Below are 24,260 nucleotides of genomic sequence, written 5' to 3'. Positions count from 1 at the left end.
AGAGCAGCGAGTGTGCCCTTGTCACTGCATGTTCCATCGTGCCAGACCAACCGCAGACCTTCTCCCATCCGGACTATACCGTCGGCCCCGGAATCGCACCGAGTCCTGCCTTGCGGCTCGCGGGCTTGTGTGGGCACGCCACCATTACCGCCGATCAGGAATTTCACCTTGCCCCGAAGGTCTTCGGATTATGTCGCCGTAGCGACATGTATGAGTACCATACCGCGAAAATCGGATGGTGTCAATTCGATTGACGGCGGATGAAACCTGATAGATTACGGGCACAGCGGCACCGTGCCCCAACCGATCTTCTTCTGCAACAGGGTTCTCCGGATAGGCTCTTAAAGCAGTGGGGACGGTTTGGGAACCGCCTCTACTCCGACCTCTCCCCGCGTTCCCTGCTCACGTTTCCGCCAAACATACCCCGCTCGTTACAGTCTGGCTACTGTTAATTGAGCAGCTATCACTTACATGCCTGCGCACGATGGTTTAGCTTTTTTCCAAAAGCCACTGAGGAAGCTATCTGATTTCAGCAACAGCATGAGCAATCTTCACATTGAATGGACAATAAGCTTGTTCCCGCCGGGCACTCGAGCAGTATTTTGGCAATTGCTCGTTACATTCGGCGTACCGGTGCTTGTGGTGGGTTTCTTTATTGCAATTATCACCACAGAAAATCGTTGGCTTGTTACGTTACAGGTGATGAGTATTGTGGCTGCTATTCTTGTGGTATTGCTCGTGCTGGCCGTCCTGATCTTGTGGCTGGTTGGCTATCAACAGCACTTTGTGCTCGACGGGCAAGGTGTTCGTGTTACTGCATGGGTGTACCAAAGCATTCTTTCGTGCGGCCCGATTCCTTCTTTTTATTGAGCGGACGACCCGGTGCAATGGGTTCAGCACTCCTTATGCGCACAGGTGATGCCATCGACTGGCAAGAAGTGCGGAAGGTGGAAGTCGAGCCGCGACAATATCTGCTGACGTTGCATCGTAAAAGCGGCTCCCCATTTCTGCTGTTCTGTCCCCCAGAACATTTCGCGACAGTGCGCGAGATTGTACAGGCGCAAACCGCTCTTCGTTGGTGAAGGTCAGAAGAACACTTGCTGGTATCGTACAACCTTAAATCGTTCTTCTGTCCGTACCCCGGTACTGCTAAAGAATGCGCTGCTCGCTACGCTCCGCCTATGCTACGCCCCAACCGCACTGTAACGGCGCACCCCGTTGTTCCAAAGCCAGTGCAATAACGCTCCCAGCACTACAATCCAACCGAGCTGATGAGCGAATCCCCAGATGATGGCTGTCTGATCAAGACGGCCAAGCAGTAATTCGAGGGGAAAAGCCAGCATCGCCCGAAAAGGCAACCAGTTCAGAACCGCCGTAACCGGCGCCGGTAACAGGTCGAGTGGTACGAGATATCCGCTGCAAAAGGCGTAGACGCCAAACCAAAAGTCTTGCAGTGCCAGCACCTGTGTCCACCAGAAACTGAGCACACCGATACAACACTGGTTCAGGAAGTAGACGGCGAAAGCCAGCCCAATCGCCAGTGGTAAAAGACTCCATCTGAGGAGATCGGGCTGCGGGATGGCTCCAGGAGCAATCAGACTGGCGATCAAGACGATAGGAGCCATCATCAGCAGGCGCAGTGGCTTGTCGGCCAACGCCATCGCCAGATAGCGCCACAGCGGATGTACCGGTCGCAGCAGGTGTGGCGATAGCTCACCCAGGCGAATCTCACGCTCCATATCCCAGATAATCCAGACGCCGGTGAGCTGGCGAATGCAGAGGGCGCCCACGAAATAGGCAACAAAATCATCGCGAGCGTAACCGCCGATTGTGCCATCCCCCGCGAGAGTCCGCCAGATCGCTAGCATGATCAGTGGCAACATCCCGGTGGTTACCCAGATAAACAGTTGAGCACGATAGGCCAGCGCATCGATCCACGCTGCACGGAGCAAGACGACAAATTTAGCAGTCATATATTCTCCATAACGAAAATCTGTTCTTGTAGTATTATAAATGAGGATCGTTGAAACAACAGGTTTTGACATGCGTATTGCTTTTCTAGACTCATGGCTTCAGCAAGTGGCTGAAGGCAGCGGCACTGCTGCCGCTATCGGCGGTTTAGGACGCGCTCTGCGTGTCCACGGCCATCACGTGGCCCGTATCTCGCCATTGGTGGCGTGGCCATCCAATCTGACGCTGCGGCGATTGCTGTTTAATCTTTATGTACCGGCACTCCTGCGTGCATTACCCTACGATTTGATTGTGGGGGTGGATATTGACGGCGTACTGGTGGCCCGTCGGGTAACGACACCGTATATCTGTAGTATCAAGGGCGTGATCGCTGAGGAGCTACAGCACGAGCGCGGTCAGGTACGCCATGTGTTATGGTTGCTTTCGCGGCTTGAACGGATCAACGCCCGCCAGGCTCCAATCGTCATTACGACCAGTCACTATTGTCGGGTAAGTATTCAACGGCACTACGGCGTGCCGCTGGAAAGGATACATCTAGTGCCAGAGGGCATTGATCTGGCTTCGTGGCCCACACCACTCCCTCGTCACGACGGACAGACGATTCTGTGTGTGGCTCGCCAGTATCCGCGTAAACACATCGCCGATCTGATCCAGGCATTTGCCCGAATCCGCCCTCGTTTTCCCGCTGCGCGTCTGGTGATCATCGGTGATGGTCCCGAACACATTAATCTCCGTACCCTGTCGAATCAGCTCGGACTTGGGGCAAGCTGCCAGTTGCTCGGTGCGCTCCCTGACGATGCGGCAGTGAAAGAGTGGTACTACCGCGCCGACCTTTTCTGTCTGCCTAGTGTACAAGAGGGGTTCGGTATTGTGTTTCTCGAAGCCATGGCTGCCGGACTACCGATTGTAGCCACAACCGCAGCGGCAATTCCCGAAGTCGTGCCGCACGGTCAGGCCGGTCTGTTGGTGCCACCTGCCGATGTGCCAGCACTGGCCGAGGCGCTGACCACCTTGCTGGCCGATCCAGAGCTACGGCGGCGCTACGGAACGTTTGGCCGCGAGTACGTCACCCGTTTCGATTGGATGCGAGTCGCCGAGCAGTTTCTGGGTGTAGCACGTGGTCATTAAGTATGACAATTGAAGTTCGTAATCTGCGCAAATACTATCAGATTCACCGCAAAGGAGTCGGCCTGCGGGGGTCACTACAAGCGTTCATCAGACGTCGCTACGAGACCGTCAAGGCTGTTGATGGGATCGACTTCACAATTGATACCGGTGAGATGGTTGGTTTTCTGGGTCCCAATGGCGCCGGTAAGACGACAACGCTCAAGGTACTGGCCGGTTTACTACACCCGACGGCTGGTGAGGTACGGGTATTGGGCTATACGCCATTTGAACGGAAGACGGCCTTCCTCAAGCAAATCACGCTAGTAATGGGCCAGAAACAGCAACTGCTCTGGGATTTACCGGCTATCGAGACCTTTGAAGTAAACCGCGTTATCTTTGAGGTGCCAGCACATGAATATCGCCGGATGCTCAACGAGTTGACCGACCTGCTTGAACTGGGTGATCTGTTGAACAAGCAGGTGCGCAAGCTAAGTCTGGGTGAACGGATGAAGTGTGAACTGGCCGCTGCCCTGCTTCATCGGCCGCGAGTACTCTTTCTCGACGAACCAACCATTGGTCTCGATGTAACGATGCAGGCCCGTGTCCGTGAATTTGTCGCCGAATACAACCGGCGTTACGGGGCGACAGTGCTGCTAACCAGCCACTACATGGCCGATGTGACAGCACTCTGCCGCCGGGTGATTGTGATCAACCACGGTCGCCTGCTCTACGATGGGAACCTCCAGCGAATGGTTGAACAGGTTGCCCCCCACAAGATTATTCATCTGACGTTGCATCAGGCTGTTGCACCTGAGACCCTGGCTCGCTACGGCGAGGTGCAACGGTACGATGGGTTGGAGGTTGAGCTGAAAGTGTCGCGCTACGAAACGTCGCGCATTGGCGCCCAATTGCTCAGTGAGCTGCCGGTAGCCGATGTCAACATCGCTGAGCCGCCGATTGAGGAGATTATCAGCGAGGTATTTGGTCAGCCGGTATAAATACCCAGATTTCTTATTGGGAACGTACCGTGGCCGTGCAACCGTCGCGTGAGGAGGCGCCAACGCTCTTTCTTGCCTGCCACACCACGTTCACTCTTCCTCTCCCCGCCTGGGAGATGAAGGGGCGAGGGGGAAGGTGAGGGGCGTCTCCCGTTTCCATCACGGTGAGGAGACGCCTGCATGAACGTTCTCCGAGCTATACCATTCTCATGGTCGAGCTTCATCAAAAGCCCAGCTTTTTGATGAGGTGCTTCGTTGCTCGCCACTTCAGCCGACGCTCCTGCTGAGCGCCTGATAAAACCACGAGTTTCTGAATCATGCACTCAGCAAAAATAGAATGACCGCTGCTGTGACGGGTAATTGCCGCCCAAATATTTGGGTGCGGAAGCCGATGTGTCCGCACCCAATAGACGGTGCTATTCTGTTTCAGCCAACTTCCCTCTCATGCTAGATGCATGGGTAGTCCAACACAGAGGGGCGCAGCGTTGCTGCGACCCTACACCCGTTCCAAAACACTCAAAATCAGATTGGGGAAGATACCCAATACCAACACACCAACGACAGCAATGGCCAGTGCTGCACCAATTCCACGCGGTAACGGCACCGGCGTCAAATCGGTTGCCGGTTCGATGAACATTGCTTTGAGCAGACGAAGGTAATAATAAAGACTGACAATCGTCATTACCACCGCAATGACAACCAGCCAGGTTGCACCACTTTGCCAACCGACCATAAAGATGTAAAACTTAGCAAAAAAGCCACCAAGGGGCGGGATTCCGGCCAGCGAGAGGATGCAGACGGTAAACAGCAGCGCAAGCGGCAGATTGCGTCGCGAAAGACCACGCAGATGGGTAAGGTCATCGCCACCAGTTTGCTGTCCGATCAATGCCAACGCGCCAAAAGCACCCAGGTTGGTTAGACTATAGATGAACAGGTAATAGAGTAGCGCCGTCAACCCTTGTTCCCGATCAAACGGTTGCGCAGCAGCCCAGGCCAGCAAGCCCAACACTACAAAACCGGCATGCGCGATGCTTGAATACGCTAACAGCCGTTTGACATTCGTTTGCGGCAGTGCAGCCAGATTTCCAATCACCACTGTCAGCAGCGCCAGTACCGCCAGCACTGCTGTCCATCCACCAGCAGCATCGTCGAGCGTCGGCGCACCTACTATTGCCGGAAATGTCTTGGTCAATAACCGGAAGAGTAAAATAAAACCGGCTGCTTTTGAAGCGGTCGAAATGAAGGCCGTAATCGGGGTTGGTGCTCCTTCATACACATCAGGTGACCAACCGTGAAACGGCACAACCGCCAGCTTGTACCCCATACCGGCCACGATAAAGAGCATAGCCAGCGTTATCAGGCCACCACTTGACGCGGTAAAGGTACCGATCCGATCAAAACGAGTCAGGTCATTAAAATTGGTTGCACTACCGACACCGTTGAGTGCTGCGCCAAAAGCCAGACTCATGCCGTACAGGAGAATCGCCGACGAAATAGCTCCAAACAGGAAGTATTTAAGACCTGCCTCTGCCGAGCGCGGGTCGTTACGAAAGTAGCCAGCCAATAGATACAGTGGGATCGAAGTTAACTCAATAGCGAGATACGCCAGCAAAAATTCGTTGGCACCCACCATCAGACACATACCGAGGGTGCTAAAGATGATCAAGGCGTAAAACTCACCAGGATGAGCACTAGGCCGAACGTCAAGGCAGAGCAGACTGGTCACCAGCGCAGCTCCGATGATGAGCAAACGCGCAATCATCGTTAAGTGATCGGTAGCAAACGCCCCGGCAATTGGCTCACCACCGGGGCCACCACTCTGAAGGTTACGGATAATGTTCGTGAAGAAATTAACTGGCGCCGTCTCAGGCAGGCGGTAAATATAGCCACTCTGTAGCAACGCGACAAACAACACCATCCCCAGGCCGATAGCGGTAAGTGAGGCTGAAGATTTAACGCGCTCAAGCTGTGCTTCTGGTGTGCGCCCCCACCGCTCAAGAATATCTGAACCTAACACCAGTAGCGCCAATACCAGGAGCAAAATCTCCGGCAAAAGACGTGGGATGTCGGTCAACTGAAACATACGTCCCTCTTTATTGCTACAATCAGCGTAGCGCTACAACCACCTCATTGAGACGCGCCACCAATGGTCGCACACCGGTATCAATCAGCTCGGTCATCCACGCCGGATACAATCCCAACCCAACCAGTACTAACGCCAATACCAATGCGCCGCTGTATTCCTGCCACGTTAATTTGGGAAGATGTAGAAATTCGGGATTTTTTACCTCATCGTAGAAGACGGCCCACACGGCGCGTAGAATATAGGCTCCCGTAATTGGAATGCTCAGGGCCGCAATGACGGCGACTAACGGGTACCGTTCCCACACGCCAATGAAGATGTTAAACTCGGCCCAAAACCCAGCCAACCCCGGCATCCCCATCGATGAAAGGCCGCCTAGAATGAACATTGCTGCCGCAAAAGGCATCACCCGACCCAGCCCACCCAATTCGGGCAACTGTCGGGTATGGGTGCGGTCGTAGATCATTCGTCCCACCACTGCAAAGAAGAGCGCGGTCATAATCCCGTGCGCAAACATCTGGAGCACCGACCCCATCACTGCAATCTGGGTTCCGGCGGCTAATCCCATCACGACCAGTCCCATGTGGCTGACCGACGAATAGCCGATGATAAACTTCGCATCGCGTTGTACCATCGCAATGCTGGCACCGTACACTACGTTGAAAATGGTTAAAATCACGATAATTGGAAGCCATTCACGGGCGCCATTGGGCATGAGCCACATAGCCGCCCGTAAACAGCCGTATGCTCCCAGTTTCATCAAAACTCCGGCGTGCAACATACTGACCGCCGTCGGCGCGGCGACGTGACCGGTCGGACTCCACGTGTGGAAGGGAAACATACCGGCCAACACCCCAAAACCGACGAATAAGGCGGGAAAGAGGAGGCGTTGCAAATCTCCGGCAATGAAACCCTGTTCGGCCAGCACCAGCATATTAAAGGTGCGCAGACCGCTCCCAAAGTAGAGACCGATCATCCCGATAATAACTAGCGCACTCCCTGCCATCAGAAACAGGGTCAGCTTCATTGCACCGTACTCTTTGCGAGTACTACCCCAAATGCCGATCAACAAGTACATCGGCAATACGGCTAACTCGTAGAAGACAAAAAAGAGAAAGAGATCAAGCGCACTAAAAACGCCGTAAACACCGGTGGTCAAGAGTAACAACCAGACCCAATACTCTTTGGCGCGCTCTTCGATATTCCAGCTCATCAGGGCGCCGGTAAAGATCACAATACCGTTGAGCAGCAGCATCGGTAGATTGATGCCGTCAACACCCAACAGATAACTCATCCCAAGCTGCGGTATCCAGTCAAGTTGTTCGATAAATTGAAAACCGCCTCGAACTGGATCATACGCCAGAAAGACCAACAACGACAGGACGAGCGAGATAAAGGCGAATCCTGTCCCGACCCAACGCATCAGATCGGGATACCGATCAGGAATGAAGGCAATGATGATGGCCGGTACGAGCATACTAAGCCAGATCAGGCTCAACCACGGTATATCGGCGGAAAGCGTTAGCAACCCCATGTGGTCACCCTTGTGCAATGCATCTGGTAAGCCAGATGGCGATCTGTTCTCTAACTAAATGCACGGGCAAAGATAGCAACCAATTGTCCTGCCGCAGCATTACCCAGATTGATGAGCGGGCCAGGGTAGACTCCAATCAATAATGAGAGGCTTAAAATTGGTACGATTGACCAAAATTCTGGTGCGCGGAGATCGGCAATCGTGCGTGGTGTGCCGATGGCTGGCCCCAAAAAGATACGCTGGAACATAAGTAACAATGCCAGCGCTGTCACGACCAGCCCAATCACGGCCAGCGCCGTGAAGAGCGGTAACGTCGCCCAGGCTCCGCGAAAGATGAAAAATTCGCCGACAAAGCCGGCCAATCCGGGAAGACCCAGGTTAGCGAAGAGCGCAATGCCCATCACACCGGCAAAGGTTGGGGCACTGGCGCGTAAACCACCCAGACCGCTGAGTTCCCACCGACCAGTACGTTCATACAAGACGCCGGCCAGGTAGAAGAGAGCACCGGTGCTGAGACCGTGGGCGACCATCTGTACCAGTGCCCCATTGATCGCACTTGCCCGTGCATCAATCCCTGCTTCGCCCGCCGCTGCCGCCCCGGCGATTGCCAGCATGACGTACCCCATGTGATTGATCGAGGTATAACCAATCAGTCGCTTAATATCGCCATTGACCTGACTGAGTGCGCCAAATGCACCGGCAACCACTCCCACTACTGCCAGTGCAGCCAGCACCGGCGCAAAATACTGAGCAGCATCAGGCGTGAACGGCAAAAGGAGCCGCAACATTCCGTAGGCCCCCATCTTGCTCATCACCGCTGACAGCAGAATACTCGCTGCTGTCGGGCCTTCCGCGTAGGCATCGGGGAGCCAGGTGTGGAACGGCCACACCGCCAGTTTGATAGCGAAGGCAATGAAGATTGCCCACATCGCGATACTACTGTAGAGCATCGGATAGCGACCAAGCACATCGGTTACCCCGAGTTGATCCATGTAGGCAAAAAGAATATCGCGCAGCGTCCCTTCAACCCCGGCCACCGCTAATCCCTGACCTAAGCGACCAAGGGCGATCAGGTCAAACGTTGGCATCCCAACCTGACGCATCGCCAGATAGATCAATTGGAAGAGCAGGAGCATCCCCAGCGAACCGGCCATTGTGTACACAAAGAACTTGAAAGCCGCATAGCGACGCTGTTCACGCCCCCAGCCCTGGATCAGGAAGAAGGCCGGTACCAGACTGAATTCCCAGCAGATGAAGAAAAAGAAGAAGTCAAGCGCAACAAAGTAACCCAACATCGCCGCTTCTAGCAAAAGCAGCAATGCCAGATGCGCCCGCAATCGCTCCTGCACACCCCAACTAGCGATGATAGCGAGCGGAGTCATCACTACGGTCAACAAGACCAGCGGCAGGCTTAGCCCATCAATGCCGAGAAAGTAATCAACCCGGACAGCTTGAATCCAGGGAATCCGTTCGACTAATTGTACTGCCCCCTGGCCTCCTGCCACAGCCTGCGGGTCGAACCGCATCCAGATCATAATGGCCAACAGCAACGGCACACCTGTCCAGGCCAGTACCCCAACCTTGACAATCCGCTCGTTGAGTCTGATCAGCCAGGCCAACCCGATCAGTGCAATACCGACCAACGGCGAAAGCATCAGCAATGTGAGCCACGGAACGCCATCGGCGGCAGGAATGAGATAATCCGGCAGATTCATACGCTATCGCCCAATTACATACAGCCAGAACATGGCTAGCGAGAGCAGACCACCAAATACGTAGATTAGATAATCCTGCGCTTTTCCGGTTTGCAAACGTCGAACCTGACGACCACTCCCCTGCGTGCCGCTTGCTAATCCGTCCGGCCCATCGTTGAGCAGGGTGTCATCGATGATGAAGTTCACTTTGCCTAAGCCGAAGGTAAAGCGCCCTATGCCATCAATCAACCGATCAATGACCGCTCGATCCAGTAACGACCAGGCTGCGGCCAGGCTGGCAGTCAATTGACCGAGGGTAGCCGCGTACAGCTCATCAATGTAGTATTTAGCGTTGAGCAGCGTAAATAATCCCGGCGCTCGTGCAGCCAATGGATCGGTATCGGTTGCCGACGTAAAGGCCTGACGATACCCGTACCAACCAACCGCAATACCGGCCAGCGCAATGATAAGTGATAGACCGGCCACCAGCGGATCGAGTTTCGCGGCCTCTTGCCCCCAGAGAGTGGCCAACCAATGCCCAAACGGTAGGTCGAATGGGAGATTGAGCAAACCGGCAGTGAGCGCAAAGCTCGCCAATATGACCAGCGGTGCAATCATGCGTGGGTCTTCGTGCCAGTGCTCGCCATGCTCATGATGATCGTCATGATGGTGATCTCGATGATGACCGTGTTCACTCACTGGTGCATCGGGATTCACAAACACCACTGGCTGAGCACCACGATACTCACCGAAGAAGACCAACCACCACTGGCGCGTCATATAGACTGCGGTCAGGAAGGCGGCAACACTAAGCGTCACATAGACCGCGATATTATGTTTGAAGGCATCGAGCAAAATCTCGTCTTTGCTCCAAAAGCCGGCAAAAGGAACGATCCCGGCCAGTGCCAGATAACCGGCAGTGTACGTCCAGAACGTCCACGGCAAACGGGTACGTAAGCCACCCATATTACGAATATCTTGCGCGGTCTGCTGGGCCGCGTATTCATCGTAATGATGAATCTGCCGGATTGATGGCTGCTGTTCCATCGCATGAATGATCGACCCCGAACCGAGGAAGAGCAGCGCTTTGAAGAAGGCATGGGTGATCAAATGGAACATTGCCGCCACCCAACCACCGACACCTAGCGCCGCTACCATAAAACCGAGCTGCGACAGCGTACTGTAGGCCAGGATGCGTTTGATGTCGAATTGCGCAACGGCAATTGTTGCGGCAAACAGAGCGGTAAAGGCACCGATAAAGGCAACTACGCCTAACGAGGTAGGATCGGCGGTGAAGATGGGAAATGTGCGGGCAACAAGAAAGACACCGGCAGCAACCATCGTTGCCGCGTGAATAAGCGCCGATACCGGCGTGGGGCCTTCCATCGCATCTGGTAACCAGACATGCAGCGGGAATTGCGCTGATTTCCCAACCGTACCGGCAAACAACAACAAGGCAATGCCGGCTGCATGGCTCAGACCCAATACACCCGTCTCACGTGCCAGCCGTTCGAGCAGCGGCGGAAAGAAGATGCCATGCTCATCCTGACCAAAGGAGATGCCACCAGCCTGCGCGTACAGGTACACGATGCCCAGTAAGAGGAGCACATCACCTACGCGAGTAGTGATAAACGCTTTCACTGCTGCTCGTGCTGCACTGGGACGTTCGTAGAGAAAGCCGATCAGCAGGTACGAGCAAAGCCCCATCACCTCCCACGCCATAAAAAAGAGAAGGAGATTATCGGCCATGCTCATCAGCAGCATGGCTGCCGTGAAGAGGGCTATAAAACTAAAGAAGCGACTCTGGCGTGGATGCGCAGCCATATAGCCAATTGAAAAGAGATGAATGCAGGTTGAGGCAATGGTCACCATTGCCAGCATAGCGGCAGCGGCGCCATCGATATAAATACCCATTTGTAAGGCTGTCTCCCCAGTCGGTGCCCATACGAACCGCTGTACCACATTCGGTTCAGGAAAAGCAAATGCGCCGTGTTCACCGTGGTGTACAGCAAGCTGCACCAGTTGACCATCGTGCAGCGCCCAACCGTTGGCGACTGCCGCCAGCAATCCCAACGCCATGACTGTTGCGATCATTATCAGGCCGGTCGCTAGCCACGCACTCACCATCGCCATGCGCCGTACTGGCGTCAGGGTGATGAGAGCGCTAGCCAGTAGCGGCCAGAACGGTATCAGCCATGCATTTTGCAGAAAAAACGCCATATACGTTCCCGTCATTTACATTTCTGCAAGTCTTCCTGTCTTCGGTCCCTCATCTCGCCGACGTTGCTAACCTTCTGGCCCACCACTGTTCCGTTATCCGCGCAGGCGATCAATTTCATCGGCCTGAACGGTGACATAGTGGCGATAGACGGCAATCACCATTGCCAGACCTACGGCTGCTTCTGCTGCTGCTACAGCGATAATAAAGATGGCAAATGTCTGACCGGTAATGTAACGGGCCTCGAAATAGCGCCAAAAGGCGACCAGATTGATATTGACGGCGTTGAGCATCAGTTCAACACCCATCAAGACTCCGATCAGGTTCCGCCGTGAAAGGGCGCCAAAAAGGCCAATACAGAAGAGAGCAGCAGCCAATGTCAATACTGCCGGTAATGGAACTGCATTCAGCATAATTACCTCTCACTTGCCGATCGCGACTCTTGCACAACCGGTTCTGCCTCGACCGGTGCTGGTACGGTTGGCGACGTTTGCTCACGCAGGCGCTTCAATTCCAGCTCTTCAGCTAGGGTCAGCACCTTACGACGGCGTGCGCGCTCTTCATAGGCAATCACAATCGCCCCGATCAACGCAACTGTCAACAAGACCCCTACCACCTGAAACTGGATGAGAAACTCGTTGACAAAACCGCGTCCTAGCTCTGCCGGGCCGGCAATCGGCTCAGGCGTACCCAGAGGTGGTGCTGGTGGCACATTCCATTGCTGGTTGATCAATGTGGGGGCCAGCACCGTCGCAAAGAGCAATGCGGCAATTGCCAGTACAACCGGCCAGCGATTGGTAAGCTGACGCACCCCTTCACCGGTAATCTGGCGGGTGAGCATGATGGCAAACAGGATCAAGACCGACACGGCACCAACGTAGATCAACACCTGCACAACGGCCAGAAATTCGGCTTCAAGGAGCATATAGAGCGCACCGACGCCAAAGAAACAGGCAATCAGCCAGAGTGCAGCGTGAATCACATTCCGTACCGAGACGACCATCGCCGCCGCAACCAGAATAAACACGGCAATCACGCCAAACGTTATTTGCACAACAACTTCCATCACTCGTTCCTGCCCCAGCCTTCCGCTGCCATTATCATTGCCTCTGTTCGCAACCGCTTACAACGTGGCACTCAACTCCTCTAGTTCCACTCGTCGTCGTTCGGCTTGCGACGCCGCATAGACTTGAGTCAACCAGAGGTACACACCGATATTAATAGCCAGGGTGATGATAAATGCCGCCAGCCAACGCAGTACCGGTGACCAGCCAACGGTGATCAACATTCCTTCAGCCGCCCCCCAACGGGTAAATGCGACCCACACCGCAGCACTGAACAAATTAGCCAGGGTAAGTGGAATGAGAAACTTCCAGCCAAAATCCATAAGTTGATCGATCCGCAGCCGGGGAAACGCACCGCGTAGCCAGACCATCACAAAGAAGAAGATATACGTTTTAAGCAGGAAGTAGAAGACACCAAGCGCGCCGGCCAAAACGTTAAACAGACCATTGCCATCAGGGTTAGTCGGTGTGATCGCCTGTGCATAGAGCCAATTCACGCCTGGCCCCTGCCACCCCCCGAAAAAGAGGATCGCAGTGATAGCGCAGAGCAAAAAGTTCAATACATACTGGGCTAGATAGAACAGACCGAATTTCATCCCACTGTATTCGGTCATATAACCGGCGACAATCTCAGAGTCGGCTTCTGGAATATCAAACGGCGTACGCTCGCCTTCGGCTAAGGCGGCGATAAAGAAGGCAATAAAGGCGACAAAGCCAACCGGTGTGAAAACAAACCACCCTAAACCGAGATCGGGAATCCCTGGCAGATCACGATTGCTGATCAACAAACCGGCCTGGTATTCGATAATACTATTAATGGAGAGCGAACCAACGATCATCACAATCGCAATCAGTGACAAGACGGCAGGAATCTCATACGAGACCATTTGGGCGACGGCCCGCATCGCACCCAAAAGCGAGAATTTGTTGTTGCTGGCCCAACCCGCCATCATTAGCCCGACTGCACTGATTGACGATACCGCGAAGAAGAAGAGCAGACTGGTCGGCAGATCAACCGGCGTCATCCCCGGCCCCCACGGAACCACGGCAAACATTAGGATGGTAGGGGCGACCACCACGCAGGGCGCGAGGAAGTGAACAATTCGATCGGCGGCTTCTGGCACGATGTCTTCTTTGGTAAACATCTTGACGCCGTCAGCAATTGGTTGCCAGATACCTTCTGGGCCAACACGGTTGGGTCCAATCCGATCCTGCATACGTGCAATAACTCGACGCTCATAGTAGGTGAAAAAGAGCATCTGGAGCGGCGCCACAACCAGTATGATCGTCACGACGACAAGAGAACTGATCAGATAGATCAGCCAGTCAGGCCATCCCCAACCGAAGGTCCCATTGATTAGTGCCTGTAAGATATCATACATCGAGGCTTCTCCATCGGGTTATGATCCCTCTTCCGTATCAACACTGTCAGCAGCTTGCTTGCGCTTCGCGGCGTTAGCCGCCCGGATTGCCGCCAGGCGCGCTGCTTTGTCGTCGGCGGGTGTGGGCGTCGTCGGCTCACCTGTCGCTGCCGGTGCGGCATCGGTGGCGGCTGCCTTCTTCGCGGCATTGGCGGCCCGGATTGCCGCCAGACGCGCTGCTTTGTCGTCGGCGGGTGTGGGTGCCGTCGGCTCACCTGTCGCTGCCGGTGCGGCATCGGTGGCGGCTGCCTTCTTCGCGGCGTTGGCGGCCCGGATTGCCGCCAGGCGCGCTGCTTTGTCGTCGGCGGGTGGTGCTTCGGCAGGGGTGCCTCCTTCAGCCGATGGTGTGACACCATCACCAGCCTGGGCTGCCTTTGCCGCCCGGATCGCCGCCAGCTTCGCTGCTTTCTCTTCAGGTGTCAGCTTACGTGCTTCGGTTGGTGCTGAGGGTGCTGGTGGTGATGCAGGCTCTGCTGCTGGCGATGGCGCAGCCGCCTGAGCAGCCAGTTCAGCTCGCCGTGCCGCAATGCGCTCGGTAAGATGCGGTGCAATCCCGATGACATCAGGACGACGGCGAATATTCCCTTGCAGCTTCTTCAGAGCACTCTCGCGCACCTCTGCCCACATCGTTGGGGCAATGCTCGCGTAGTAGCTAATTGGTCGGTTTAACTGGGCTTTATGCACAGTCAGTTGGGCGTGATCGTCGGTCGACAACTCAAACTCGTGATCCATCTTGATCGCGTCAAATGGACACACTTCCGCGCAAAAGCCACAACTCATGCAGGCGTCATACTCGATAATAAACTCTGCCACTGCCGGTACCGGTTTGCCGGTAGCCGGGTCCTTGGCCTGCGTCATATGAATGACTTGCGGTGGGCAGATACGCTCACACTGGAAGCACGAGGTGCAGAGTTCGTGACCGGTCTCGTCATCGTAGAGGAGAATGGGCATGTTGCGGTAAGCCTCTGGAATCCGTGGCTTCTCTTCAGGATACTGGATCGTGAACGTACCATGAATCTGGCTATAGCTGCGATTCAGGCGAAATGACTCTTTCCAGTGTTTCCAAATCACCGCCATTCCACGGAGCAAACCGCCGCCGCGTCGCACACGAGAATCATCGCGTTGCACTTCGATAACGCGACCGCGTGGAATCTCTATCTCAAATGGTGGTTCCATCATCGATCCACCTCTCCCATCACGATGTCAATACTGCCGAGGATGACCACAATATCAGCCACCTTGTACCCGCGACACATATCGGCTAGGGGCGTAAGATTGATAAACGACGGTGCGCGCACTTTATAACGGTACGGCTTGCCGCTACCATCGCTAACCAGGTAGAAACCCAGCTCGCCCTTCGGCGACTCTATCCGGGCATACGCATCGCCCACCGGTGGTCGTACATTCTGGCGTGCCTTTGGATTGATATGACCACCCTTTGCGTCAGGCAATTGCTCGAGCACCTGCTCGATAATCCGCTTACTCTGACGCATCTCCTCAATTCTCACCAAAAACCGGTCATATACATCACCCACCTTACCGATGGGAATATCGAAATCGAACCGGTCGTAAACACTGTAAGGTTCGGCTTTACGCACATCGTAGGGAATACCCGAACCGCGTAACACCGGTCCAGTCACACCATACGAGAGGGCAACCTCACGTGGCAGTATCCCGATACCGACCGCTCGCTGTAGTAAAATCTCGTTATCGCGCAGCAGGCGTTCAAGCTCGTCGATATATGCCGGCAAAGCGACGAGCAGCTCACGCAGGTTCGGGATAAACTCAGGTGGCAAATCTCGTGCGACACCGCCAAAACGAAAGTAGTTGCACATCAGCCGGGCGCCGCTCGCCATCTCGAAGAGATCGAGAATCTTCTCACGTTCGCGCATGCCAAAAGCCAGCGGTGTCTGCCATGCCCCCATATCATTGATCATGAAGCCAACCGCGCTGGCATGGTTGAGAATCCGCGTCAACTCAACCATCAACACCCGAATGTATTCAGCGCGCTCAGGCACCTCGATCCCAGCCAACCGCTCGACAGCCATTGCATAGGCGTGGTTATTCGCCATCGAATTAAAATAGTCGAGCCGGTCGGTGTAGGGCATATTTTGCAAATATGTATTCGCCTCGGCGATCTGTTCGTGATTCCGATGCAGATAACCGAATACGGGCTTGAGATCAACCACCGTTTCACCGTCAACCGTCACCAGCATGCGAAACACACCGTGCGTTGACGGATGTTGCGGACCAATATTGACTTGCAACTCTTGGGTTTGGAGCATAACGGTACCGATCCCTCATCTCTCAGCTTCTTACTCATCGCCACCCAGATACTTATCGCCCTGGCGAGGAAAGTCTTTGCGCATTGGAAAGCCTTCAAATTCATCCCACATATAGATCCGCCGCAGGTAAGGATGACCGATGAACTCAACACCGAACAGATCAAAAGCTTCACGTTCGTGGAAATTGGCTGCCGGCCAATGCGGAGTCAACGATGGCACCTGCGGCGCATCACGTGGCACCCGTACTCGCAAGACAATTCCTGGCCCACCGGAGGGATGGTAGAAGCGGTAAACCAACTCAAAACATCCTGCGTAGAGATAATCGACCACCGCAATATCGGATAGCAACGCATAACCGAGCGTATCACGCACGAAGAGCGCTGCCGCGACGAGATGATCGGGATGCACAAACGGATCGGGTGGATGAAACATGCCAGGTTGAGGACCATGGGCAGGTGGTGGCGTCATTGCCAGGGGAGCCACATCAACCAACGCATCCGGCAGCGCTGCCGCCAATCGGGCACGAAGCTCGGCAGGAGACATCTCAGGCATTGTTCACCACACTCCGTTTCAGATCATCGGCTGCGATCTCAGGGGCCACCCCGCGTGCCTTCAGTGCATTCTCAAGTTCTACTTCCGGATCCATAATTGGGAACTGGCGCACAATCTCCGGGTGTTCGATCTGCCCTGAACGGTGTTCGCCGTGGCTCGGCGAGGTATACGGGCTGAGGAGCGGTAAACCGCCAACCGGATCGACCAGTTTGCCGTCAATCTCCAGCCCCTTTGCCCCGAAAGTCGGTACCGGAAAATCGCTGGTTTGCGGTTTGTCACTACTACCGTACCAGCGCACACGCCCTAATTTTTGCCGGTCAATTTGCTCTTGTAGTGTCATTAGTGCGTGCAACAATGCTTCAGGACGCGGCGGACAACCGGGCACATAGACATCCACCGGAATAAGCAGATCGATGCCGCGTAACACGTTATAGCCGTCGCGGAAGGGGCCACCAGAGGTAGCACACGCGCCCATCGAAATCACATAACGCGGCTCGGCCATCTGATTGTAAAGCCGTACCACTTGTGGTGCCATCTTCTTCGTCACCGTACCGGCAACAATCATCAGATCGGCCTGACGCGGTGATGCGCGAAACAGCTCGGCCCCAAAACGAGCTACATCATAACGACTCAGGCCAAAGGCCATCATCTCAATCGCACAACACGCCAACCCAAACGCCATTGGCCAGATCGACGAACGACGCCCCCAGTTGTAAAACCGGTTCACGGTCGTCAATAGCACACCCTGTCGTTCGAGTTCGAGTTGGGTTGGATCGATTTCAGCCATACTCACACCCACTCTAGGGCGCCTTTACGCCATTCATAAAGCAAACCGGCAAATAGCATCAAGAGAAAGATCGTTGCGGCAATGAGACCGTAGAGCCCCACTACTTGAAATGCTACTGCCCACGGATACAAAAATATCACCTCAATATCGAAAATAACGAAGGCCAGGGCGTACAGATAATATTGAACCTTGAACTGCACGTGTACATCACCAATCGCCTCCAGCCCACATTCGTAGGTACTGGTCTTCAGGGGCGTTGGTCGCTTGGGACGAAGAAAGAAAGCTAACACCAACGGGATAAGTGGAAAGCTAATCGCAGCAACAAGAAAGATGCCTACTATAGCATAATTGGCCAGCATCGCCTGTCCTCCGTGGTTTGCGTGAATGAAGGTAATGAGAAGTATATCACAAATGCGTCTGAACGCTCACAGCGATCACCGCACACAATGGTAAAGTCTTAACAATTCAGGACAAAGATCTGCCCATTCTTTGCTCAGTATAAGCGCCAGGAATTGCAGTGAGCGGGTTTTTCGGTAAAACAACGATGTTATACCAGATTTCTATGAGACCTATAACAAAAAAGGTATAGATACTGTTCAATCTGTCGATCAGCCCATACCCTGTTCAAGGCGTAACTCCACACGACCGACTTGAATTGCATCACCAGGATGCACTTCGGTAGGACCACTCACTTCAAAGCCATTGAGAAAGGTGCCGTTCGTGCTATTCAGATCTTCGAGCCACCAGACTCCATTCCGCCGCTCAAGCCGGGCATGCTCGCTCGATAGAAACGAGTCGTTTAGCACAATATCGCAGTTCGGATTACGCCCGATCACTGTTACTACATTCAGTGGAAAGACTTTCCCAACAGCAATTCCACTTTGCCCAGACCTGGTTACCACCAACTGGCCATAGGGACTGACAGGCGATGACAGCGGTGACGTTTGTGAGAGATCGCGTTTGATAACTTGAATGACCTGCCACAGGAAAAAGTAGAGCAAAAAAACTACTGCCACCCGCAACAAGAGCAAAATGACCCCGATTGAGATGCTGGCAATATCGAAGAACATCGATCAGCCCTCGCGAAATATTAGTTCAAGACCACCCAACGAGACCACATCACCATCACGCAGGGCACGTTCACTAATTCGCTCGCCGTTCACAAAGGTTCCATTTGTACTGCCGAGATCGGTCAGCCAAAACCGACGCTGACGGTAGCGTAATTGGGCATGCTTTCGTGAAACACGAGTATCTTCCAGGATAATGTCGTTATCCAGCCCTCGCCCAATAGTCACGGTTGTCGTTGCAATAGGTAACGCTTGCGGCTCATTGGTGGCTCGTAAGAGAAAGAACGCGCCCGATGATCGACCAGCCGCCCGCTCACCCGGCATCATCATCGTCATTGTCGCCCGATCTGCTTGCGCATCACGCATCTCGGCTACAACCTGAATTGAGCGTCGTGGTACTGCTGGATCTTCGGTAATCTCAACCCGTGGTAGATCGAGCATCGTAAAATTACGCTCGGCAGCCAATTCGCTCAGATAGGTTGCCAGTTCCTGCTCGATCTGCTGCCGCACCGGTTGAAAATTGGCAAAATCCTGCGGGTTCAAAAAGACGCGATAGATGCTGGGGACGATAACCCGTTTCACGCTGAGCGTCTGGTTACTTTCCATCGCCTTCTCTAAGCGACGGGCAATTTCGACCGGCTGAATCGAGCTACGGAAGATACGAGCTACCGACCCCTCAACCATTTGCTCCATAAATTGTTCAAATCGGCGTAGGGCAGACATTGCGTTCCCCTCTCGCAAGGTAAACGATCCGGTTAGCACACGTCTTTACATGATATACCGTCATTATCGGTTACGTACAGTGGTGTGGCAAGTTGTTTAAGGAGTTTCAGCGCTTCACACTACCTGACAACGGTGAAGAGGGAGAGTTTCCTAACCTGTTTACAACTCTTTTTGCGGGAAAGTGGGATGTACTGGGGAACATGAAGGGAGGACAGCTTTGCAATACCGACCTTGCCGTACCCCGTCCAACACAGCAGCTCCTAGGTTGACTTACTACTCGGCGCGATGGCTACCCACTTGTGGCCGTACCGGTTCACCGAGGTAGATCGGTTCGAGCGTTGCCAGATCATCGTAGCGTTGGGCAATATGGCGCTGCCAGGCCAATTCGGCCAGAAAAGCCGGACGACGCAAACGCGCAGCCGGCGATGGCAGTACCGCACGATCACCTAAGCCACGCTGAAGGCTGGCGACAGTCGCCGGATCGAGATCACCGCAAAAGAATGCCGGCTTATCGACTTCAGCACATAATTCGGAAAGCGTGAGATTGCGATCAGGCGCTAACCGCTCAAACCGTTCATGAGCGGCAAAGGGGGCCGTCGCGTAGCGTTCGCGTCCCAACCGAATGAGTGGGTAGACCAGTAGCGGTGTCGGTACGTACTGGTAAGCCAGGGCTTCGAGGGTGGAAATGCCGATCAACGGCAGATTACCGGCCAGTGCCATACCCTTAGCCAGACTCAAACCTACCCGTAATCCACTCCAACTACCCGGCCCCAGGCTTACGGCAAGGACAGTAATATCGCCCGGTGATGCGCCAATGTAGCGCAACAATGTATCAATCTGGGGTAAGAGTTGAGCAGTATGGTTGCGTCCCGACTCCCAGATACTCTCAGCCAGGGGGCCTTGCGGACCGTAGAGCGCCAGACCGGTAAGCGCAGTTGCGGTATCAATCGCGAGCAGCATCAGCCGAACGTCTCCTCCTTGAAGGTGGTCAGCAGCTCTCGGTAACGCAGACCTCGTGGCATCAGCCGTATCCGCCGTTTGGTTTCGCTGATATAGCTGAGCACAATGTGCAGATGTTCAAGCGGCAACGCGGCTGCCGCTCGTTCTGGCCACTCAATCAGACAAACACCTTCACTCAACCAGATTTCATCAAGACCGATTGTCGCCAGTTCGGTAACGCCACTCACCCGGTAGAGGTCTACGTGGTAGATCGGTATTCGGCCATGCGCAACATCAGCGCGATACTCGTTGATCAAGACAAACGTTGGACTGGTAACCGGGCCGTCGTACCCCAGACCACGGGCAATCCCTTTGATCAGATGCGTCTTACCAGCACCGAGCTGGCCGGAGAGTAAGAGCAAATCACCAGCCTGCAATAAATGCCCGAGCCGAAAGCCGATTCTTTCGGTTTGGTTCGGGCTATGACTGATAAAATCGAGATCGTGTGGCGTTTGCGCCGCTGATAGCAGTTGATCGGTCATGGCCCTATTGTACCATAGCCGACCGCAGCGAACGTAAAAAAAGAAGGATATACCTCATCGAAGCAGTTGTTGCCACGACGTGTACGTATGCTTGATACGAACTAGAGGTTCTGCTCGCTCGTGGTTATCCGTTACTGGCAGACCTTCACGACAATATACTGCCTGGAATCAATGTCACCTAATGCAAATTGACAACCGGCTGGAGACCGGCTGCCACCAAAGCATTCGCTGGTGGCAATTGCGTGGTTAGCGTAATCATAGCGTGACGCAATTCTTGTGCGGTGCGTCGCGCTTCATCGCTGAAATGACCGTCAACTGCGACCAGTAATCCGCGATTCAAACGACGGAGAAACAATATCTCGGCAAAATCCTGGACATCAGCGGCAGTAATGAGAGATCGTTGCTGCGCTAACACTGCGAACGGTTGCACATCAGGACCGGCCAATACCAATAGACAGCGAGTGGCGCGCAATTGTTCGGCGACAAGAACCTGGTAACCAAGCCGACGAGCATGGGCGGCTGCCTCACGGACACGTACTTCCATAAATAATCCTCCTCCATTGAGGATCGATCCTCGTGCGTTAGCAACAGGGCAATGACGCCTAAGGGGAGATTTCTCTACTATTGTAGCACATGTTCCCGTTTGAGAGAGAAATGAGAGCGGTTTCGCTATGCACCACAAGACGCGAGTTAGAGGCATCGGAGCATCATCCGGCAGGGATCAATACGCATTTTCCTGCCGACCGGTAATGAAGTTAATAATCGTGCGCAAAATAATTTTGATATCGAAGAGCAACGACCAGTTTTCAACGTAATAAAGATCGTAGCGGGTACGCTCTTCGATACTGGTATCGCCACGCAAGCCATTGACCTGCGCCCAACCGGTCAAACCGGCCTTCTCTTTGTGCCGACGCATGTAACGTGGGATCTGCTGTCGGAACTGCTCAACCCAGCGTGCCTGCTCGGGACGCGGCCCTACAATTGACATCTCACCGATCAAAACATTAATCAGTTGCGGTAACTCATCGAGGCTGGTACGGCGCAAAAAACGCCCCACGCGCGTTACTCGTGGATCATTCTGCACCGTCCACGTGCCAAATTGCTCGGCATCGGGGCGCATCGTGCGAAACTTAATCATCCAGAAGGGCTTACCATCAAGCCCTACCCGCTCCTGCAAAAAGAAGATCGGTCCCCGTGATTCAAGGCGGATCGCTAGTGCAATGAGCAGCATCACCGGCGCCGCGAACAGCAATACGACCGATGCAACAACTAGATCGAGTGCACGTTTGAGCATCCGATTCCACGGATTATCGAGCGCCGCGTTCTTTACGCTTACTAATGGTAGATCGCGCAAGTCGCCAATTGAGATACCATTATTGGTAATCAGTTGAAATGTATCAGGATAAATCTTAATGGCTACCGACTCATCTTCGGCTAGCGCGATCACGTCAATCAGGTCTTGTGACGAACGACCAGAGAGCGCAATAATCACCTCGTCGGCGTGAGTAGCCCGAATGACTCGGCAAATGTGATCGGTACGACCAAGAACCGGTAATCCATCAACAATCTCGCCAATCGGCACCGTATCTGACAGAAAACCCTGAACGCGATAGCCTAACTCAGGGCGGCGCCGGATCGTATTCCAGACCAGTCGTCCAGGTTCACGAGCGCCGACGATCAGTACCCGACGAGTGTCAATATCAAGGCGGCGCAAGATCGAGACCAGCCCACGATGGAGAAACCGACCGGTCAGACACGCTGCAACCGCCAGCAACCAGCCTTGAAAGAGAATCTCGCGCGTCCATGGTATCTCTTCACCACCGAACTCACCGATCAGCGCATTGACGAAAATCACCAACACCATCGTTAGCGACACGGCGGTCAGCACCTTCACCGCTTCATCAAGACGTGAGGCGCCGCGCTTCATCTCATAAAGACCGTTACTGGCAAACACGATCAGCGCAATGACGCTACCAATCACGCTTAGACGCAGCGGCGTCAGCGGATCGGCAGGCATACGAAAGCCTGCGCCAGATAATGATTCGGCGCCGAGCGCATATGCTACTTGGGTTGCCAGATTGAGCGACGCCACATCAATCACGATCAGTAACAGGCGTAACAACGCCTGCCAGGCTCGTGGGCGCAGCAATGAGCGCGTTCTAACCGACGTGACGCGCCTTGGCGGGGAGGAGGAGATTGCGGCCAAGTGCCCACAGCTCCTTTACAGTAATACCTAGCTCGATCAGACCATTAAGTAGGGCGGGCGTCGTCGCTGCATAATGTTTCCGATGAAAAAGACGCATTGCATCATAGAACGCCCGGATAGATGGGATTGGACGACGACTGGAAGCGGCACGTTTATAATGGTAGACCGTTACCGCAGGGTAGTAGACAATCTTCCAACCGTACTGTTTGATCCGATAGGCCCAATCGAGATCTTCGCCATACATAAAGAATGCTTCATCGAGCAAGCCCACTTCTCGCACAACTGCTGTGCGTACCATCATACAGGCGCCAACCACTGAATCCACTTCAGTTTCAACATCAGGGTCGAGATAAGTCAGATTATACGCAGCAAAGCGGCGGCTACGTGGAAAGAGACGTGACAGCCCAAATAAGCGGTAAAAGGCAACTGCTGGCGTTGGGAAACTACGCCGACAGGCCAGATCAAGCGATCCATCGGGCAATAGCAATTTTGGCCCAACGGCACCGACCGTTGGGTGCTTGTCGAGATAATCAACCAAACCGTCGAGTGCACCTGGCGGTACCACTGTATCGTTGTTGAGTAACAGAATGTAAGTCGGCGGATCGGGTAACACCAGGATTTGACGTAATGCTAGATTATTTCCAGCAGAGAAACCACCATTAACTGGGCTTTCGATCAGGTGAACCCACGGAAATCGCTCGCGAACCATTCGGGCACTGCCATCGGTTGAGGCGTTGTCAACTACCCACACCGACAACTCACAGCGGGTGGGTGCAGCGGCAATCGACGCCAGACAATCCGCTAACAGGTCGGCCCGGTTGTAGTTGAGAATAACGACTGCCAGACGGCTCATTGTTTTCCTGTGCGTCAAAACTCATGCTGCTATTCTGGCTCAGTATACCACAGGTTGCTCTTGTTTTATATGCAAGAACGCATCGATGGCATAGATCAACGATAGAAAAAGATTTAAGGCTTTATAATGCAGAATTAAATATTAAAAGCTTTGGCTTGACAATGTGTACCGGGCATATTATACTGACCGAAAAGGCAAAAATTTTTGCTTATCATT

Annotated in this window: 24 protein-coding genes and 1 riboswitch; of the genes, 4 read left to right on the top strand and 20 right to left on the bottom strand. The window is 54.0% G+C overall.

Going from position 1 to position 24,260, the window contains the following annotated elements; all coding sequences use genetic code 11:
- Positions 1-52: 52 nt before the first annotated feature.
- Positions 53-185, bottom strand: a riboswitch (FMN riboswitch).
- A 355-nt stretch (positions 186-540) separates the two neighbouring features.
- Together QTO31_RS16410 and QTO31_RS16405 are read left to right on the top strand one after the other, a co-directional pair.
- Positions 541-870 (top strand): hypothetical protein, encoded by a 330-nt coding sequence (locus QTO31_RS16410; protein ID WP_051871048.1) that lies wholly within the window; start codon positions 541-543, stop codon positions 868-870.
- Complete coding sequence (locus QTO31_RS16405; protein ID WP_152555984.1) at positions 843-1,082, top strand: hypothetical protein; 240 nt, start codon at positions 843-845, stop codon at positions 1,080-1,082. The genes QTO31_RS16410 and QTO31_RS16405 overlap by 28 nt, the downstream gene beginning before the upstream one ends.
- Positions 1,083-1,184: 102 nt before the next feature.
- Here QTO31_RS16405 and QTO31_RS16400 read toward each other — a convergent pair whose 3' ends face one another.
- The gene (locus QTO31_RS16400) at positions 1,185-1,973 is read right to left on the bottom strand and encodes an ABC transporter permease (RefSeq protein ID WP_301430153.1); all 789 of its coding nucleotides are present in this window, start codon (positions 1,971-1,973) and stop codon (positions 1,185-1,187) included.
- Positions 1,974-2,043: 70 nt separating this feature from the next.
- Between QTO31_RS16400 and QTO31_RS16395 the strand changes: the two genes are divergently transcribed.
- Both QTO31_RS16395 and QTO31_RS16390 read left to right on the top strand, forming a co-directional pair.
- A complete protein-coding gene (locus QTO31_RS16395) occupies positions 2,044-3,099 on the top strand; it encodes a glycosyltransferase family 4 protein (protein ID WP_301430151.1) in 1,056 nt (351 codons plus the stop codon).
- Positions 3,100-3,101: 2 nt separating this feature from the next.
- A complete protein-coding gene (locus QTO31_RS16390) occupies positions 3,102-4,076 on the top strand; it encodes an ATP-binding cassette domain-containing protein (RefSeq protein ID WP_301430150.1) in 975 nt (324 codons plus the stop codon).
- A gap of 496 nt (positions 4,077-4,572) precedes the next feature.
- On the opposite strand, the gene QTO31_RS16385 is transcribed toward QTO31_RS16390, so the two are convergent.
- The 19 genes from QTO31_RS16385 to QTO31_RS16295 all read right to left on the bottom strand — a co-directional run bounded on the left by QTO31_RS16385 (position 4,573) and on the right by QTO31_RS16295 (position 24,044).
- Positions 4,573-6,159: an NADH-quinone oxidoreductase subunit N gene (locus tag QTO31_RS16385; protein WP_301430148.1), complete on the bottom strand. Its 1,587-nt coding sequence runs from the start codon at positions 6,157-6,159 to the stop codon at positions 4,573-4,575.
- A gap of 22 nt (positions 6,160-6,181) precedes the next feature.
- A complete protein-coding gene (locus QTO31_RS16380) occupies positions 6,182-7,693 on the bottom strand; it encodes a NuoM family protein (protein WP_031458151.1) in 1,512 nt (503 codons plus the stop codon).
- 50 nt (positions 7,694-7,743) lie between these two features.
- Positions 7,744-9,408: a NuoM family protein gene (locus tag QTO31_RS16375; protein ID WP_301430147.1), complete on the bottom strand. Its 1,665-nt coding sequence runs from the start codon at positions 9,406-9,408 to the stop codon at positions 7,744-7,746.
- A 3-nt stretch (positions 9,409-9,411) separates the two neighbouring features.
- Positions 9,412-11,607: an NADH-quinone oxidoreductase subunit L gene (gene nuoL / locus QTO31_RS16370; RefSeq protein ID WP_301430146.1), complete on the bottom strand. Its 2,196-nt coding sequence runs from the start codon at positions 11,605-11,607 to the stop codon at positions 9,412-9,414.
- Positions 11,608-11,700: 93 nt separating this feature from the next.
- Positions 11,701-12,018, bottom strand: a complete 318-nt coding sequence (gene nuoK / locus QTO31_RS16365; protein ID WP_031458154.1) for an NADH-quinone oxidoreductase subunit NuoK — start codon at positions 12,016-12,018, stop codon at positions 11,701-11,703.
- Positions 12,019-12,020: 2 nt separating this feature from the next.
- Positions 12,021-12,671 (bottom strand): NADH-quinone oxidoreductase subunit J, encoded by a 651-nt coding sequence (locus QTO31_RS16360; protein WP_301430145.1) that lies wholly within the window; start codon positions 12,669-12,671, stop codon positions 12,021-12,023.
- A 57-nt stretch (positions 12,672-12,728) separates the two neighbouring features.
- Complete coding sequence (nuoH, locus tag QTO31_RS16355) at positions 12,729-14,051, bottom strand: NADH-quinone oxidoreductase subunit NuoH (RefSeq protein WP_031458156.1); 1,323 nt, start codon at positions 14,049-14,051, stop codon at positions 12,729-12,731.
- Between the two features lie 18 nt (positions 14,052-14,069).
- Positions 14,070-15,269, bottom strand: coding sequence for a 4Fe-4S dicluster domain-containing protein (locus QTO31_RS16350; protein ID WP_301430144.1), 1,200 nt, complete (start codon positions 15,267-15,269; stop codon positions 14,070-14,072).
- Positions 15,266-16,375, bottom strand: coding sequence for an NADH-quinone oxidoreductase subunit D (locus tag QTO31_RS16345; protein WP_031458158.1), 1,110 nt, complete (start codon positions 16,373-16,375; stop codon positions 15,266-15,268). Before QTO31_RS16345 ends, QTO31_RS16350 begins: the two co-directional genes overlap by 4 nt.
- A gap of 30 nt (positions 16,376-16,405) precedes the next feature.
- Positions 16,406-16,927 (bottom strand): NADH-quinone oxidoreductase subunit C, encoded by a 522-nt coding sequence (locus tag QTO31_RS16340; protein ID WP_301430143.1) that lies wholly within the window; start codon positions 16,925-16,927, stop codon positions 16,406-16,408.
- Positions 16,920-17,714 (bottom strand): NADH-quinone oxidoreductase subunit B, encoded by a 795-nt coding sequence (locus tag QTO31_RS16335; protein WP_301430141.1) that lies wholly within the window; start codon positions 17,712-17,714, stop codon positions 16,920-16,922. The genes QTO31_RS16340 and QTO31_RS16335 overlap by 8 nt, the downstream gene beginning before the upstream one ends.
- A gap of 2 nt (positions 17,715-17,716) precedes the next feature.
- Positions 17,717-18,073, bottom strand: a complete 357-nt coding sequence (locus QTO31_RS16330) for an NADH-quinone oxidoreductase subunit A (RefSeq protein ID WP_031458161.1) — start codon at positions 18,071-18,073, stop codon at positions 17,717-17,719.
- Positions 18,074-18,322: 249 nt separating this feature from the next.
- Entirely contained in the window at positions 18,323-18,784 is a 462-nt protein-coding gene (locus QTO31_RS16325; protein WP_031458162.1) for an FHA domain-containing protein, read from the bottom strand.
- A 3-nt stretch (positions 18,785-18,787) separates the two neighbouring features.
- Positions 18,788-19,504: an FhaA domain-containing protein gene (locus QTO31_RS16320; RefSeq protein WP_031458163.1), complete on the bottom strand. Its 717-nt coding sequence runs from the start codon at positions 19,502-19,504 to the stop codon at positions 18,788-18,790.
- A gap of 273 nt (positions 19,505-19,777) precedes the next feature.
- Entirely contained in the window at positions 19,778-20,464 is a 687-nt protein-coding gene (gene tsaB / locus QTO31_RS16315) for a tRNA (adenosine(37)-N6)-threonylcarbamoyltransferase complex dimerization subunit type 1 TsaB (protein WP_301430139.1), read from the bottom strand.
- The gene (gene tsaE, locus QTO31_RS16310; protein WP_301430137.1) at positions 20,464-20,985 is read right to left on the bottom strand and encodes a tRNA (adenosine(37)-N6)-threonylcarbamoyltransferase complex ATPase subunit type 1 TsaE; all 522 of its coding nucleotides are present in this window, start codon (positions 20,983-20,985) and stop codon (positions 20,464-20,466) included. Before tsaE ends, tsaB begins: the two co-directional genes overlap by 1 nt.
- Positions 20,986-21,163: 178 nt before the next feature.
- Positions 21,164-21,529: a hypothetical protein gene (locus QTO31_RS16305; protein ID WP_031458166.1), complete on the bottom strand. Its 366-nt coding sequence runs from the start codon at positions 21,527-21,529 to the stop codon at positions 21,164-21,166.
- A gap of 177 nt (positions 21,530-21,706) precedes the next feature.
- A complete protein-coding gene (locus tag QTO31_RS16300; protein ID WP_031458167.1) occupies positions 21,707-23,134 on the bottom strand; it encodes an undecaprenyl-phosphate glucose phosphotransferase in 1,428 nt (475 codons plus the stop codon).
- 10 nt (positions 23,135-23,144) lie between these two features.
- Positions 23,145-24,044: a glycosyltransferase family 2 protein gene (locus tag QTO31_RS16295; RefSeq protein WP_031458168.1), complete on the bottom strand. Its 900-nt coding sequence runs from the start codon at positions 24,042-24,044 to the stop codon at positions 23,145-23,147.
- Between the last annotated feature and the right edge of the window lie 216 nt (positions 24,045-24,260).

It is taken from the genome of Chloroflexus sp. MS-CIW-1 (genome assembly GCF_030444705.1).
Taxonomy (GTDB): domain Bacteria; phylum Chloroflexota; class Chloroflexia; order Chloroflexales; family Chloroflexaceae; genus Chloroflexus.
Note: the sequence above shows the minus strand (reverse complement) of the source record. Positions and strands in the feature narration are given on the sequence as shown.